Below are 15,968 nucleotides of genomic sequence, written 5' to 3'. Positions count from 1 at the left end.
CAAAGATGAAAGGTTTAGAAAATTTAGGTTTAGAAAACATTGGGCAAGTTTTTCATAATCTTAGCTATGATGAACTTTTAAAGCATGAAAAAAACAATAATGAAGGTGTGTGTACTAAAAATGGCACCTTTAGTGTGGATACGGGAATTTTTACCGGAAGAAGTCCTAAAGATAAGTATTTTGTAAAACAAGATCCTTCGCAAAAATACATTGCTTGGGGTAAGATTAATCAGCCAATTAGCGAAGAATTGTTTGAAAAGCTCTTAGTAAAAGCTAAAAAGCAACTTAGCAATAGTGATATTTATATTCAAGATGCATATTGTGGTGCTTCATTAAAAAGTCGTAAAGCTGTGCGTTTTGTAACACAAGTTGCATGGCAAGCACATTTTGTAAAAAATATGTTTATTCGTCCAAAAGAAGAAGAGCTTGAGGAATTTAAGCCTGATTTTGTGGTATATAATGCTTGTAAATGTGTGAATGATAATTATAAAGAAGATGGGTTAAATTCTGAAGTTTTTGTTATTTTTAATATAGAAGAAAATATAGCAGTAATTGGTGGAACTTGGTATGGTGGAGAGATGAAAAAAGGAATTTTTTCAATGATGAATTATTGGCTTCCATTAGAAAATAAACTTTCTATGCATTGTAGTGCTAACGTTGGGAAAAAAGGTGATGTAGCACTTTTCTTTGGGCTTAGTGGTACAGGTAAAACTACTCTTTCAACCGATCCAAAAAGAAAATTAATTGGTGATGATGAGCATGGTTGGGATGATGAGGGTGTGTTTAATTTTGAAGGTGGTTGTTATGCAAAATGTATCAATCTTGATCCTCAAAGTGAGCCAGAAATTTATGGGGCTATAAAACAAAATGCACTTTTGGAAAATGTAGTTTTAAGGGATGATTTGAGTGTAGATTTTAATGATGCTTCAAAAACTGAAAATACTAGAGTATCTTACCCAATAGAACATATTTTAAATCATGAACCAAGTCTTAGTGCAGCTCATCCTAGTAATATTATTTTCCTTTCAGCTGATGCTTTTGGTGTTTTACCTCCTGTAAGTAAGCTTAGTAAAGAACAAGCAATGTATTATTTTCTAAGTGGTTATACAGCAAAAGTAGCAGGTACTGAAAGAGGTATTACTGAGCCTGTTGCGACTTTTTCAGCTTGTTTTGGCGAGGTATTTTTACCATTACACCCAACTGTTTATGCAAAACTTTTAGGCGAAAAAATTAGCAAATATAATGTTAATGTTTATCTAGTAAATACCGGTTGGAGCGGTGGAGCTTATGGTATCGGTAAGAGAATGAGTATAAAAGCAACTAGAGCTTGTATTAATGCTATTTTAGATGGTAGTATAAAAAATTGCGAATTTGAAAATTATGATTTATTTAATCTTGCAGTACCGAAAGAATTAGCTGGTGTAGAGAGTAGATTATTAAATCCTATCAATACTTGGGAAGATAAAAAAGCTTATGAAGAAACTAAATTAAAACTTGCAAAAATGTTTATAGAAAATTTCAAACGCTATGAAGATGTAAAAGAAGGTGTAGAATTTAAACTAGCTGGTCCTACTATCTAAAAAGAGTTAGGCTCTTTTTAGAATAGTGATTCAGGATTGATTTGAGTTTCTTTATTTTTTGGAAGCTCAAATCCGCCTAGCATATGAAAATGCAAGTGAAATACTTCTTGACCACTGTTTTTACCACAATTTGTAATTAGTCTATAACCACTTTTATCAAGTCCTAAAAGAGTAGCTAGTTCTTGGATAAATTGAGTCATTTCACTCATTAATTCAGGTCTTAATTCTTGAAAATTTTCAAAATGTTCTTTGGGAATGATTAAAATATGAATAGGTGCTTTAGGATTAATGTCATGAAAAGCTAAAAATTTTTCACTTTCTAAAACCTTATTAGATGGAATTTTTCCTTCTACTATTAATTCAAATATAGTTTTTTCTCTCATTTAATAATCCTTTTTAATTATTTTTGCTAATTTTAAATAATTTTACATTAGAATGTTTAAAAAAAATTTAGTTGGAGCTAAAATTGCAAAACATGATAGAAAAAATTGCTTCTGCAAATACTTTAGCAGAGCTTGAGAATGTGAAAGTAAATGTTTTAGGAAAAAAAGGTATTTTAACTTTGGAATTTGCAAAGTTAAAAGATTTAAAAGGTGAAGAAAAAAAAGAATTTGCCAATGGCTTAAATAAAACAAGAGATGAATTTAACAAAGCATATCAAACTAAACTAAAAGAAATAGAAGAAAAAGTTTTAAATGAAAAAATGAAACAAGATGTGCAAGATTTTAGTTTTTTTGATGAAACTTCCAACTCAGGTGCTTTGCACCCAATCATGCAAACTATGGATAAAATCATAGAGTATTTCACTGCTTTAAATTTCAGCATAGAAAAAGGTCCTTTAATAGAAGACGATTTTCATAATTTTGAAGCGTTAAATTTACCACAAAACCATCCCGCAAGAGATATGCAAGATACTTTTTATTTTGAAGATAAAACTTTGCTTAGATCTCAAACTTCTCCAGTGCAAATTAGAACTATGCTCACGCAAAAACCTCCTATTAGAATGATAGCACCAGGTGCAGTTTTTAGAAGAGATTTTGACATTACTCACACACCTATGTTTCATCAAGTAGAAGGACTTGTGGTGGAAGAAGGAAATAAGGTAAATTTTGCAAATTTAAAAGACATACTAGAACAATTTTTAAAATATATGTTTGGAGATATAAAGGTGCGTTTTCGACCAAGTTTCTTTCCTTTTACTGAACCATCTGCTGAGGTTGATATTTCTTGTGTGTTTTGTAAAGGATGTGGATGTAGGGTTTGCAAACAAACAGGATGGCTTGAAGTTTTAGGATGTGGAGTGGTAGATCCTAATGTTTATAATTTTGTAGGATATAAAAATGTAAGTGGTTATGCTTTTGGTATGGGTGTAGAAAGATTAGCTATGCTTTTGCACAAAATTCCTGATTTGCGTTCTATGTTTGAAGGTGATTTAAGATTATTGGAGCAATTTAGATGATTATTAGTAGAAATTGGTTAAATGAATGGATTGAATTAAGTGAAATATCAACACAAACTATAGTAAATACTTTAAATTCTATAGGGTTAGAGGTTGATAGCTTTAAAAGCGTTAAAACTCCTGAGAAAGTTGTAATAGGTAAAGTTTTAGAAAAGACTAAGCACGAAAATTCAGATAAATTAAATATTTGTAAAGTAGATGTTGGTAATGAAATTTTACAAATTGTTTGTGGTGCTAAAAATGTCGATAAAGATCAATTTGTAGCAGTTTCTTTAGTAGGTGCAGTGCTTCCAAGTGGACTAGAGATCAAACCTGCTAAGCTTAGAGGGGTTGAGTCTATGGGTATGATTTGCTCTTCTAATGAACTTGGTTTTGGAAAAAGTAATGAAGGCATTATGGTTTTAGATGAAAGCATGGGAGAGCTAGTTTTAGGGAAAGCTTTAAATACTTATGAACTTTTTAATGATGAGATTATAGAAATAGAACTTACTCCAAATCGTGGAGATTGTTTAAGTTTATATGGGATTGCTAGAGATTTAAGCGTTGCACTTGATCTAAATTTAAAAGAATTAAATCCTTTAAAAGAAAATGAAAATAGCGTAGGTATAGGAAGAATACTAAGTATAAAAAATCAAAGTGATGTAGAAGGTTTTTTTACTTATAAAGCCTTAGAAATTAAGAAAGAATTTAAATTAAATATTACAATACAAATTCGCCTTGCTTTGATTGAAGCTTATAAAAGCAATAATGTAGAAAATCTTTTAGCATATGCAACACATGCAAGTGGAGTTGTTTTTTGTGCTTACGATTTTCATAAACTTTGCAAAGAATGTCAAATTGATGAGAAAATTATTTTAGAAATTAAAACTCAAGAACATGGTGAATATGGGGTTTATTATAAAGATGAGCTAATAGCTTTAGCAGGTATTGAGCAAGAAGATAAATTTAAAATTAATGATGAGAGCAAAATTATCATTATAGAAGCAAGTTATACTCACCCTCAAATTATAGCTAATGCAGTAGCTTTTTACAAAAAGAAAAATGATATGACTTATCGTACCTTAAGAGGTAGTGAGCCTAAGCTTTCTTTGGGAATGGAATATTTGTTTAATGAATGTTTAAAGATTAGTACTATTAGTGTTTTTTCAGGAAATCAACAAGTTCTCAAAGAAAATGAAGCTAAAATAATTAGATTTTTTGGAGCAGATATTGATAAAATTATCGGTATATTTATAGATAAAAACACTCTAGTAAAAATTCTTAGAAAATTAGGTTTTGAAATAAATGTAGTTAATGATGAACAGTTTAATGTGAAAATTCCACTTCATCGTAGTGATATAACCAATATTGCAGATATTGCAGAAGAAATAGTGAGAATGATAGGTATTGATAATATTCCATCAAATGCTTTAGAATTTAAAGAGAAAAACCGTTTGAATCAGGTATATTATGATTATCAAGAACAAAAAAAATTAAGACTTAAGGCAAGTCATAATGGTTATTTTGAAAGTATTCATTATGTTTTAGATAATGAAGAAGAATTAACTCGTTTAGGTTTTAAGTGTATTAAAAATAAACTTATAAATCCAATTACAAAAGAATTAAATACTTTAAGAAGTACTTTGATAAATCATCTTTTAAATGCAGTAAGTTTTAATCTAAGAAATTCGAAAAAGAAAATCAAACTTTTCGAATGTGGTAGTGTTTTCGATGAGTTTTCAAATGAGCATACTAAATTTGCAATGATTTTTTGTGGATATAAAGAGGAAGCTAAAATAGCCAATAAAGCCAAGCCTGTTTTGGTAGATTTTTATACTTTTTTAGCTGAACTAAAAAGCATTATAGGTGAGTTTAGTTTGCAAAAATCAGAATACAAATTTTTAAGCCCATATGAACAAGCAAATGTTTATAAAAATAACATATGTATAGGTTTTATCGGTAGGATACATTTAAATATAGAAAATAAAAGAGATTTAGCTAAAACTTATGTTTGTGAGCTTGATTTAAATGGATTAAAACAAGATTTTAAAATCGCTAAAGCCTATTCTAAATTTCCATCTATAAGTAGAGATTTGAGTATAGTTATTCCTAAAGGATTTGAATATGAAAATATTAAAAATACTATCACAAAATTAAATATCGAAATATTGGAAAGTTTTAGGGTTGTAGATTTATATACAGATGAAAATTTAGGTGATTTTTATAGTATAACAATTAATCTAGTATTTAGAGATTTTGAAAAAACTTTAGAAGATAATATTGTCCTTAAGTGTATAGAAAAAATCATCAAAGCTTTAGATGATGAGTATGGTTTAAAACTTCGATGAAAATAGATCCTATAAATAACTTTGAAATAACACTTGGAAATATAGCTTCTGATAAATCTATATCCCATCGTCTTGCTATTTTTTCTTTATTAACTCAAGGAATTTGTAAGATTAAAAATTATTTAAAAGCTCAAGATACTTTGCATACTTTAGAAATCATCAAAGCCTTGGGGGCTAAAGTATATGAAGATGATAACTTTCTTTATATCGAAGCTCCAGTCAAAATAAAATCTCCAAACTGTGTTTTAGATTGTGGTAATTCAGGCACAGCTATGAGACTTTTAATAGGTTTTTTAAGTGCTATAGAAGATGAATTTTTTGTTTTAAGTGGTGACAAATATTTAAATGCCAGACCAATGAAAAGAGTGAGTGAGCCTTTAACAAGTATAGGTGCTAGAATTCATGGAAGAGTTAACGCAAATTTAGCGCCTATTAGTATACAAGGAGCCAAGTTAGATGGTTTTGATTTTTATAGTCATATTGCTTCAGCTCAAGTTAAAACAGCTTTAATTTTGGCAGCTTTAAATGCAAAAAAAGAAAGCTATTTTAAAGAAATTGAGCTTTCAAGAAACCATAGTGAAATTATGCTTAAAAAATTGGGTGCAGAGATTGATTATTTAAATACTGAAAAAACACATATAAGAATAAAACCACTAAAAGAAAGATTAAAAGCTTTTAGTGTTCAAGTCCCAAATGATCCATCATCAGCATTTTATTTTGCTTTAGCAACTTGCATTTTGCCGAATTCAAAGATAATTTTAAAAAATGTATTATTAAATAAAACTCGTATTGAAGCTTTTAAAATTTTAGAAAAGATGGGTGCAAAAATTTCTTATTGTATTGATAATGAAGATTTTGAAAGTATTGGTAAAATTTGTGTAGAAAGTGCTAATTTAAAAGCTATCGAGATAAATGAAAATATAGCTTGGCTTATAGATGAAATTCCAGCATTAGCTATAGCTTTTGCTTGTGCAAAAGGAAAAAGTATTGTAAAAAATGCTAAAGAATTACGTGTGAAAGAAAGTGATAGGATTAAAGCTATTGTTTTAAATTTGCAAAAATGCGGTATAAAAGTAAAGGAATGTGAAGATGGCTTTGAAGTAGAAGGCGGTGAGGTTAAAAGTGCTAAAATAGAAAGTTTTGGTGATCATAGAATTGCAATGAGCTTTTTGATTTTAGGTTTAAAATGTGGAATGGAAGTGGATGATTGTGAATGTGTAAAAACTTCTTTTCCAAATTTTTTTGAAATTTTAAAGCAAATAGGGGCAAGAATTGGAGATTGAATTAGCGAAAAGTTGCGGTTTTTGTTTTGGGGTAAAAAGAGCAATTAAAAAAGCAGAGCAAATTAAAGATGCAGCTACTATAGGACCATTAATCCACAATAATGAAGAAATTACAAGAATTTGGAAAAACTATAATGTTAAAACATTGAATGATATTAGTGAATTAAGTACAGAAAAGAAAGCTATTATTAGAACACATGGTATAACAAAACAAGATTTAGAAAAACTAAAACAAAAAGATATAGAAATTTTTGATGCCACATGTCCTTTTGTGACAAAACCACAAAAAATTTGTGAGCAAATGAGCAATGAAGGCTATGAAGTTGTTATTTTTGGAGACGAGAATCATCCTGAAGTAAAAGGTGTTAGAAGTTATGTAAGTACTAGAGCTTATGTGGTACTTGATGAAAAAGAGTTGCTTGATATAAAGTTACCTTCTAAAATAGCAGTAGTGTCACAAACTACTAAAAAAATAGAAAAATTTATGGAAATTGTAAATTTTTTAATGCTAAGAGTTAAAGAAGTGCGAGTATTTAACACAATTTGTGATGCAACTTTTAAAAACCAAGAAGCTATTAATGAGCTTGCAAAAAAAAGTGATGTAGTAATTATTGTTGGTGGAAAAAATTCAGCTAATACAAAGCAACTATTTTTAATAGCAAAAAATTATTGTAAAGATAGTTATTTGATTGAAAATGAGAAAGAAATTCAAAAAAAATGGTTTATAGGAAAACAAAAATGTGGCATTAGTGCTGGTGCTTCTACTCCTGATTGGGTGATTAATTTAGTTATAGAAAAAATTAAAGAATGCACTAAAATTAACTAAGTTTAAAGAAAACAATATTATAATCAAAAATTGAAATTTAAAATAAAGGACCACGATGAGTGAGGTGAACAAAAAAGTTCAAAACAGACTAGAGGATATTATTATTGAGGAAGATTTTGAGCAAATGCTTGAAGAATCTTTTAAGTCTGATGAGGAGGCAACCATACAGGGTATAATCGTTGCCATAAAAGGCGATGAAGTATTTGTTAATGTAGGACAAAAATCAGAAGGTATTTTAGCAATTGAAGAAATTCAAAATGAAAAAGGTGAATTGGCTTTTAAAGAAGGCGATACATTAGAGGTTGCTGTAGTAGGTTCTCGTAGTGGTAGATCTTTACTTTCTCATAAAAAAGCTTTAAGAAAGCAAAAAGTTAAAGAATTTATTGAAAATTATAAAGACGATGAGAGTATTTTTGATGTAAAAATCATTGGTAAAAATAGAGGTGGTTTTGTAGCTGTAGATGAAAATGGAGTTGAATTTTTCTTGCCAAAATCACAAAGTAGTTTTAAAGATTTTAATAATATTAATAACAAGACTTTAAAAGTTAAAATTATAAAAATAGATAAAGAAGCACAAAGTATAGTAGTTTCTAGAAAAAAAATAGTAGATGAAGAAAGAAAAAAACGTAAAGAGATTATTTCAAATGTGTTAAATCAAGAAGAAGTTATAGAGGGAACTATTAAAAAAATCACAACCTATGGAATGTTCGTAGATGTAGGTGGTATTGATGGTTTAGTGCATTATAGTGAAATTTCATATAAAGGACCTGTTAATCCTAGTTCATTATATAACGAAGGAGATAAGGTACCTGTTAAGATAATTAAATATGATAAAGATAAAAAACATCTTTCTTTGTCAATTAAACTAGCTATGCCTGATCCTTGGGATGAAATAAAAGATGGCTTAGAGGTTGGAGATACCATTAAAGTTACTGTTTCAAATATTGAACCATATGGTGCATTTGTGGATTTAGGTAATGATATTGAAGGTTTTTTACATATTAGTGAAATTTCTTGGGATAAAAATGTAAAAAATCCAAAAGATTATGTTAGCGAAGGCCAAGAACTTGATGTGGAAGTAATTGAAATCAACACCAAAGAAAGAAGACTTAGAGTATCTTTGAAGAATTTATTAACTAAACCTTTTGATGAATTTTTAAAAATGCATAAAGTAGGTGATATAGTAAAAGGACAGGTTACATCTGTAACAAATTTTGGTGCTTTTGTTAAAATTTCTAATTTAGAAGGTTTGTTGCATAATGAAGATGCATCATGGAATAGAAATGATAAATGTAAAGATTTCTATAATATTGGTGATATTTTAGAAGTTAAGATTATCAAACTTGACAAAGAAAATCACAAAATTTCTTTGAGTACTAAAGAGTTACAAAAAAGTCCAGTACAAATATATGCACAAAAACATCAGGTAAATGATATTGTTATAGGTAAAATTAGAGATATTAAAGACTTTGGAATTTTTGTAGAGCTAGAAGAGGGTGTTGATGCTTTGATTCATAAAGAAGATTTAGGAAATATTGATTTTTCTAGTCTAAAAATAGGAGATAGTATAGAAGCATTGATTGTTTTTGTTGATGAGAAAAAAAATAGAATTCGTTTGAGCGTTAAAAGTCTTACTAAAATGAAAGAAAGAGAAGCGCTAAATGAGATCAATGATAATGATAAAGTTACTTTAGGTGATATCATAAAAGATCAATTATCTTAAACAAACAATGAAAAAATATATTCTTTATGGTATTTTAAGCTTTTTGGGATTAGCTTTAATAGTCATTTTTATTTTTATGGTGAGATATCTAGATATTGGTAATCTATCTATCTCACAAAATGTTAAATATTCTTTTGATGAAATTAAAAAAGAACTACCACAAACTTGGCAAGATAAATTTTCTAATTTTAAAATTAATGATTTTTCACCAGCAGCAAATGAATTTTATATGAGTTTTAATATGGATGATTCTGTAGTAAAACCAAAACAAAAATTTTACATGTTAGATATTAATAAAAATGATGTGTATTCTATGTTTTGTTTAAGACAAACTTTGCATTCTTTTTTTATTAAATATACTCTAACGCAAAGTAAAAATGAGGTAGTGATTTATTTAGACACAAATAATGAAAAAACCTTAAATGCTTTAATTGATAAATTAAAAATTTATGATATAAATGCAAAATTAAAGGAGGTTTGGCTATGAAAAAAATTATTGTGTGTGATGCAATATTAGATAAAGGTGTTGAACTTTTAAGAAAAGCTGAAGATATAGAGCTTATTAAAGCAGCACATTTATCTAAAGATGAACTTTTAACAAAACTTAGCGATGTTGATGTAGCTATTACTAGAAGTTCTACTGATGTGGATTTAAAGTTTATTAATGCTTGCAAAAATTTAAAAGCTTTAGTTAGAGCAGGTGTAGGAGTTGATAATGTAGATATAGAAGAATGCTCTAAAAAAGGTATTATTGTTATGAATGTACCAACAGCAAACACTATAGCAGCGGTTGAACTTACTATGAATCATTTATTATGCTCTGCAAGATCCTTTGTAAATGCTCATAATTTTTTAAAAGTGCAAAGGAGATGGGAAAGAGAAAAATGGTATGGTGTTGAACTTATGAATAAAACCTTAGGAGTTATAGGTTTTGGAAATATTGGTTCAAGAGTGGCTATACGTGCAAAAGCTTTTGGAATGAAAGTTATTGCTTATGATCCTTATGTGGTAGCTTCTAAAATGACAGATTTGGGCATTGAATGTGTAAATTCTTTAGATGTTATTTTAACTCAAAGTGATTTTATTACTATACATACACCAAAAACAAAAGAAACCACAGATATGATTTCTTTTGATGAAATAAATAAAATGAAAAATGGTATTAGATTGATTAACTGTGCTAGAGGTGGTCTTTATAATGAAGATGCACTATGCGAGGGTTTAAGAAGTGGCAAAATAGCTTGGCTTGGTATAGATGTGTTTAATAAAGAACCAGCAACTAATCATCCATTTTTAGACTTTGAAAATGTTTCAGTTACTTCTCATCTTGGAGCAAATACTTTAGAAAGTCAAGAAAATATTGCTATTCAAGCATGCGAACAAGCTTTAAATGCTGCAAGAGGAATTTCTTACCCTAATGCTTTAAATTTACCAATCAAAACTGAAGACTTACCAAGTTTTGTAGCACCTTATATAGAGCTTATTTCAAAAATGGGATTTTTGGCTGCTCAGCTTGATAAAACTCCTATTAAAGCTATCAAGCTTGAAAGTGAAGGACAAATTAGTGAATATAATGAGTCTTTGTTAACTTTTGCAGCAGTAAGTGTTTTAAGAGGAATTTTAGGCGAAAATATCAACTATATTAATGCACATTTTGTAGCTAAAGATAAGGGTGTAGAACTTTCTTCTTATGTTTTACCAATTAGTGGATATAGCAATAAAGTTACTATCAAGGTGATTACAGATAATTCCAGCCTTTCTATCTCAGGAACTATTTTCGGAGAAAATGAACAAAGAATAGTAGAATTAAACGGTTTTGATGTGGATTTTAAACCAAAAGGAAAAATGATTATTTTAAACAACAATGACATACCAGGAGTTATTGCTAATGTTAGTGGAATTTTAGCTAAAAATAATGTCAATATTGCTGATTTTAGACTTGGTAGAAATGGTTTTGGAAAAGCTTTGGCTGTAATTTTACTTGATACAAAAATTTCAAAAGCTTTACTTGAAGAGTTAAGAGCTGTTGATGCTTGTATTTTTGCAGAATATGCAGAAATTTAAGGCTTTTTATAAGCCTTAATTGTTACAATTATTTTTTAATTTTAAAATTAAGGAAATTATATGGCTTCTTATGGAATGGGAGATTTAAAAAAGGGTTTAAAAATAGAAATTGATGGTATTCCTTTTAAAATTGTAGAATACCAACATGTAAAACCAGGCAAAGGTCCTGCTTTTGTGCGTATTAAAATTAAATCTTTTATTGATGGTAAGGTTTTAGAAAAAACTTTCCACGCAGGGGATAAATGCGAATCTCCAAATTTAGAAGAAAAACAAATGCAGTATTTATATGATGATGGTGAAAATTGCCAATTTATGGATACTCAAACTTATGAACAAGTTGCAATTAGCGATGAGGATGTAGGTGAAGCTAAAAAATGGATGCTTGATGGAACTATGGTAGATGTTTTATTTCACAATGGAAAAGCAATTGGTGTGGAAGTGCCTCAAGTAATGGAGCTTAAAATCATTGAAACAGCTCCAAATTTCAAAGGTGATACTCAAGGTTCAAACAAAAAACCAGCTACTTTGGAAACAGGTGCGGTAGTACAAATTCCTTTTCATGTATTAGAAGGTGAGGTTATTCGTGTTGATACTATACGCGGTGAATATATAGAAAGAGCAAACAAATAAAATAGATCTAGATTATTCTAGATCTATTTTATTTTGGATTCTCATATTCAATTGCCACCAGTTGTAATCTTGATATAGTTGATGAAAGTTTTTTGAAAATTATTTAAGTTAATTTCTTTATCAGTATTTATTAAAGTTTTTTGATCTTTGAATGAAAATCCTTTACTTTCTATATATACTCCGTTGTTATCTATCCATAAATTGTCATTAATAGCAAATTCTAGTTTTTGATTTAAAGGTTTGCTTAACATATCTCTTCCACCTAAGCTTAAATATTTTACCTTATTAAGACTTAAATTATATAGAGTTGGAAAAATATCTTTGTGTGAGCCAACACGATATTTATCGTAATAAACATCAAATTGCATTTTTTTTGGTATATAAATATAAAAAGGAACTCCTAAGGAAAAAGCTTTAATATCAGTTCTTGTTATTTTTAAATCTCTAGTTCTATGATCTCCTGTTGCTGCAATAATAACTTGATTTTTAATGTTACTATTTTTGAATTTATCGAGAAATTTTCCAAATTCATCATTTGCATAGGTATAAGCTTTTAAAATTCTAATTTGTTTATCTTGGTTAAAAGGTAAAAGTTTCAATAATTCTTTTGGAATTTTGTTAAAATTAATATTTATATTGTAATCTAAATTAAAAGGAGGATGATTAGATATTGTCAAACTAATTATAAGTGTTTTTTGAGGATGATTTTGTAAAATTTCTAAAACTTTTTTATAAAGATATTCATCTGCTATGCCATAGCCGTTTTGTGTTGTCTTAGCTTCTGGATATTCTTTTATTAGAGTATTTTCATCTATGATTTCATCAACACCTTGAGTTTTTAAATATGCTTTAATATTTTGCCAAGATCCGTTACCTGCACTTATAAAAATAACTTTATAGCCTGCTTTTTTGTAAATTTCAATAGGAGTAAGGGGTAACTTTATTGTTTGAAATTTGCTTGTTGAAATATTTGAAAAAGGACTGATAAATAGTAAATTAGCAATAGTAGGTATTGTTCCATTACTTGCAGGCAAAAATCTTTCAAATATGAAGTCTTCTTCGAAATGGTGTTTTAATGAGCCTAAAAAATTGTTAGTTTCGTTATTGAAATGATAAATTTCTAAACCAAAACTTTCCATTATATTAAGAAATACGCTCGGATTATATTTTGATGCAAATATATTTTCTTTACTTGTATATATACAAGGAAAGAGTTGATTTTGTATTAGAAGAGCTTGTTCTTTGTTTATATATTTTAATTTCTCTTCTTCTTTGTGTTGTTTATAAGCCCAAGAAAATGCCATGATGGGATTTACCATAATATCATTTATAACTTTAAATTCGCTAAAAGAATAGTTTTGCACATTAAGAGCTACATGTTTAAATGGTCCTCTAAGAGCCAATATGTACATAAAAATCAAAATAGTGTTTAAGATTAGTAAGATATAAATTTTATAACTATTTGTCGTATTTTTATAACGGATAATTTTTAAATTTAAAAACACACAAAATAAAGAAATAGATATAATTAAAATTAAGATTTTTAAAATAGGATAATCATTATAAATAATATCTAAAATGGTACTAGTATTATCATTTTTTACACTAAATAAAAAAACATTAAATTTATCATTATAAAGTTCGTAGTAGTAATATTTTGCAAAAGAAAAAGTTATGCTTATATAGGCTATGAATACTATATAAATACTTGAGATAATGCCATATAGCTTATATACCCCCCCCCCCATAAGTATCACTGGTTTTTTGTAGTTAAGATGAGAAAATATTAAAGCAATAAATCCGCAAAATAAAAGTGGTAAAAAAGCAACACTTAAAAATCTAATATCATGATAAATTCCATAAAAATACATTTTAAATATATCATTAAAATTGTTTTCCATAATTTTGTGTGGAATAAAATTAATTTGCATAGTAATCCTATTGATAGTGAATATACTTACAAACAAAAAATAAAAGACAATAATTTGAGTGAGTATTTTTTTCATTTTTTCTCCTATAAAATTTTTAGTTTATTAATTTCATCTCTAAACATTGCAGCTTTTTCAAATTCAAGATTTTTAGCTGCTTCTAACATTTGCTTTCTTAACTCTTTTACTATTTTAGCCCGTTCTTTAGCAGGCATTTTTTCAAGTTCTTTGCCTTTGCGATAAATTTCTCCTTGCTCAAGGTTTTGTTTTAAACTCTCTTCTATATTCCTTGTTACTGAAGTTGGTGTGATATTGTATTTTTTATTATAAGCTTCTTGCAAAACTCTTCTTTCGCTAGTAGTATCAATAGCTTCTTGCATAGATTTTGTAATTTTTTTAGCAAAAAGTAATACTTTGCCATTTACATTTCTAGCAGCTCGTCCCATAGTCTGAATGAGTGCAGTAGTACTCCTTAAAAAGCCTTCTTTATCTGCATCCATTATAGCTATAAGCGAAACTTCAGGTAAGTCAAGTCCTTCTCTTAAAAGATTAATACCTATTAAAATGTCAAATGCACCACTTCTTAAACCACGAATAATCTCATTACGCTCAATTGCATCAATTTCTGAATGCATATATTTTACTTTTAAGCCAAGCTCTAAGTAATATTTGCTAAGTTCTTCAGCCATTTTCTTAGTTAAAACGGTGATTAAAACTCTTTCACCACGCTCTATGACTTTTTTTGCTTCATCATATAAAATTTCAACTTGATTGTCACTATCTTTGATTTCTATTTTAGGATCTAAAAGTCCTGTTGGACGCATGATTTGATGAAAGATATTTTTTTTGCTTAGTTCAAGTTCTAATGGTGCAGGAGTAGCTGAAACAAATAAAAATTTACAATTTTTATTAATAAATTCATCAAACATCAAAGGCCTATTATCTAAGGCACTAGGCAAACGAAATCCATAATCAACCAAGGTTTGCTTTCTACTTCTGTCTCCTGCAAACATACCACGAAATTGAGGTAATGAAACATGAGATTCATCAACAATTACTAAAAAATCTTGATTTTTTATTGCAAAATAATCAAATAGTGTATAAGGAGTATCCCCGCTTTTTAATCCTGTTAAATGTAAAGCATAATTTTCTACCCCCTTGCACATACCTGTGCTTTGAAGCATTTCAAGGTCAAATTCTACCCTTTGCTTTAATCTTTGTGCTTCTACTAATTTATTTTCGTTTTCAAAATATGCTAGGCGTTCATTTAGTTCAGCTTTTATACCTTTGATTGCTTCTTTAAGCCTTGCTTCACCTACGCTAAATTGACTTGTAGGATAAAGTATAAATTTTTTTAAATCTTTACCTTTTTTATTTTCTAAAATGTTATAATGATACATTGCTTCAAGTTCATCACCAAAAAATTCAAGTCTAATAGCTTCATCTTCATAATAAGCCGGATATATATCAATAATATCTCCATTGACCCTAAAATCAGCCCTATCAAAGAAATTATCATTACGCTTATAGCCCATATTTACAAGTTTTTTTAAAAGTTCTTTTTGATTTATTTGCATATTTTGCTCTAAAATCATGACCATACCAACATACTCATTAGGATTGCCTAAGCCGTAATTTGCCGAAACACTTGCTATACAAATAACATCATCATAACTTAAAAGTGAAGCACTTGCACTAAGTCTTAATCTTTCTAAATCTTCATTCGTAGAGCTATCTTTTTCTATAAAAACATCGGTTCTTGGTATGTAAGCTTCTGGTTGATAATAATCATAATAACTTATAAAATATTCCACATGGTTGTTTACAAAAAAACCTTTAAATTCGCTATAAAGTTGTGCACATAAGCTTTTGTTGTGGCTCATGATAAGAGTAGGCATATTTAAGTTTTTAATGATATTTGCCATAGTGAAGGTTTTTCCACTGCCTGTAACGCCTAGTAAAGTTTGGTATTTATTACCTGCTTTAATGCTTTTTACTATACCATCAATGGCTTGTTTTTGATCAGGACTTGGCTTAAAATCACTAGTAAGTTTAAACATAAATTTTCCTAACTTGTATTTTTGCTAATTTTACACAAAATTTTTTGTAAAAATTTAAATTTTAAAACAAAATGCTATATAAAATTAA

Annotated in this window: 12 protein-coding genes; 9 read left to right on the top strand and 3 right to left on the bottom strand. The window is 28.4% G+C overall.

The window, feature by feature from the left end; translation table 11 throughout:
* Window positions 1–5 precede the first annotated feature (5 nt).
* The gene (gene pckA / locus CAQ16704_RS06095; RefSeq protein ID WP_039667349.1) at window positions 6–1,580 is read left to right on the top strand and encodes a phosphoenolpyruvate carboxykinase (ATP); all 1,575 of its coding nucleotides are present in this window, start codon (window positions 6–8) and stop codon (window positions 1,578–1,580) included.
* Between the two features lie 17 nt (window positions 1,581–1,597).
* Here pckA and CAQ16704_RS06090 read toward each other — a convergent pair whose 3' ends face one another.
* Window positions 1,598–1,963 (bottom strand): histidine triad nucleotide-binding protein, encoded by a 366-nt coding sequence (locus CAQ16704_RS06090; RefSeq protein WP_039667348.1) that lies wholly within the window; start codon window positions 1,961–1,963, stop codon window positions 1,598–1,600.
* Between the two features lie 83 nt (window positions 1,964–2,046).
* On the opposite strand from CAQ16704_RS06090, the gene pheS reads away from it, so the two are divergent.
* The 8 genes from pheS to efp are packed head-to-tail and all read left to right on the top strand — an operon-like array spanning window position 2,047 to window position 11,892.
* On the top strand, window positions 2,047–3,039 hold the full coding sequence (gene pheS, locus CAQ16704_RS06085; protein WP_039667347.1) for a phenylalanine--tRNA ligase subunit alpha: 993 nt from the start codon (window positions 2,047–2,049) through the stop codon (window positions 3,037–3,039).
* Window positions 3,036–5,366, top strand: coding sequence for a phenylalanine--tRNA ligase subunit beta (pheT, locus tag CAQ16704_RS06080; protein WP_039667346.1), 2,331 nt, complete (start codon window positions 3,036–3,038; stop codon window positions 5,364–5,366). The genes pheS and pheT overlap by 4 nt, the downstream gene beginning before the upstream one ends.
* Window positions 5,363–6,649, top strand: a complete 1,287-nt coding sequence (aroA, locus tag CAQ16704_RS06075) for a 3-phosphoshikimate 1-carboxyvinyltransferase (protein WP_039667345.1) — start codon at window positions 5,363–5,365, stop codon at window positions 6,647–6,649. The genes pheT and aroA overlap by 4 nt, the downstream gene beginning before the upstream one ends.
* A complete protein-coding gene (locus CAQ16704_RS06070; protein WP_039667344.1) occupies window positions 6,639–7,475 on the top strand; it encodes a 4-hydroxy-3-methylbut-2-enyl diphosphate reductase in 837 nt (278 codons plus the stop codon). Before aroA ends, CAQ16704_RS06070 begins: the two co-directional genes overlap by 11 nt.
* Window positions 7,476–7,530: 55 nt before the next feature.
* Window positions 7,531–9,198, top strand: coding sequence for a 30S ribosomal protein S1 (locus CAQ16704_RS06065; protein ID WP_039667343.1), 1,668 nt, complete (start codon window positions 7,531–7,533; stop codon window positions 9,196–9,198).
* Window positions 9,199–9,205: 7 nt separating this feature from the next.
* The gene (locus CAQ16704_RS06060) at window positions 9,206–9,685 is read left to right on the top strand and encodes a hypothetical protein (RefSeq protein ID WP_039667342.1); all 480 of its coding nucleotides are present in this window, start codon (window positions 9,206–9,208) and stop codon (window positions 9,683–9,685) included.
* Entirely contained in the window at window positions 9,682–11,262 is a 1,581-nt protein-coding gene (locus CAQ16704_RS06055) for an alpha-ketoglutarate reductase / D-3-phosphoglycerate dehydrogenase (protein WP_039667341.1), read from the top strand. The genes CAQ16704_RS06060 and CAQ16704_RS06055 overlap by 4 nt, the downstream gene beginning before the upstream one ends.
* A gap of 60 nt (window positions 11,263–11,322) precedes the next feature.
* Complete coding sequence (efp, locus tag CAQ16704_RS06050) at window positions 11,323–11,892, top strand: elongation factor P (protein ID WP_039667340.1); 570 nt, start codon at window positions 11,323–11,325, stop codon at window positions 11,890–11,892.
* Between the two features lie 47 nt (window positions 11,893–11,939).
* On the opposite strand, the gene CAQ16704_RS06045 is transcribed toward efp, so the two are convergent.
* Complete coding sequence (locus tag CAQ16704_RS06045) at window positions 11,940–13,823, bottom strand: LTA synthase family protein (RefSeq protein ID WP_235361592.1); 1,884 nt, start codon at window positions 13,821–13,823, stop codon at window positions 11,940–11,942.
* Between the two features lie 83 nt (window positions 13,824–13,906).
* Window positions 13,907–15,880 (bottom strand): excinuclease ABC subunit UvrB, encoded by a 1,974-nt coding sequence (gene uvrB / locus CAQ16704_RS06040; RefSeq protein ID WP_039667339.1) that lies wholly within the window; start codon window positions 15,878–15,880, stop codon window positions 13,907–13,909.
* Between the last annotated feature and the right edge of the window lie 88 nt (window positions 15,881–15,968).

The organism is Campylobacter sp. RM16704 (genome assembly GCF_000816245.1).
Lineage (GTDB): Bacteria > Campylobacterota > Campylobacteria > Campylobacterales > Campylobacteraceae > Campylobacter_D.
This window is presented reverse-complemented; position numbering and strand designations above follow the sequence as displayed.

What these genes read in the sequence shown, in the direction of transcription:
- pckA (WP_039667349.1), top strand. Translation starts at nt 6, where the DNA reads ATGAAAGGTTTAGAAAATTTAGGTTTAGAAAACATTGGGCAAGTTTTT.
- CAQ16704_RS06090 (WP_039667348.1), bottom strand. Translation starts at nt 1,963, where the DNA reads ATGAGAGAAAAAACTATATTTGAATTAATAGTAGAAGGAAAAATTCCA.
- pheT (WP_039667346.1), top strand. Translation starts at nt 3,036, where the DNA reads ATGATTATTAGTAGAAATTGGTTAAATGAATGGATTGAATTAAGTGAA.
- aroA (WP_039667345.1), top strand. Translation starts at nt 5,363, where the DNA reads ATGAAAATAGATCCTATAAATAACTTTGAAATAACACTTGGAAATATA.
- CAQ16704_RS06065 (WP_039667343.1), top strand. Translation starts at nt 7,531, where the DNA reads ATGAGTGAGGTGAACAAAAAAGTTCAAAACAGACTAGAGGATATTATT.
- CAQ16704_RS06060 (WP_039667342.1), top strand. Translation starts at nt 9,206, where the DNA reads ATGAAAAAATATATTCTTTATGGTATTTTAAGCTTTTTGGGATTAGCT.
- CAQ16704_RS06055 (WP_039667341.1), top strand. Translation starts at nt 9,682, where the DNA reads ATGAAAAAAATTATTGTGTGTGATGCAATATTAGATAAAGGTGTTGAA.
- efp (WP_039667340.1), top strand. Translation starts at nt 11,323, where the DNA reads ATGGCTTCTTATGGAATGGGAGATTTAAAAAAGGGTTTAAAAATAGAA.
- CAQ16704_RS06045 (WP_235361592.1), bottom strand. Translation starts at nt 13,823, where the DNA reads ATGCAAATTAATTTTATTCCACACAAAATTATGGAAAACAATTTTAAT.
- uvrB (WP_039667339.1), bottom strand. Translation starts at nt 15,880, where the DNA reads ATGTTTAAACTTACTAGTGATTTTAAGCCAAGTCCTGATCAAAAACAA.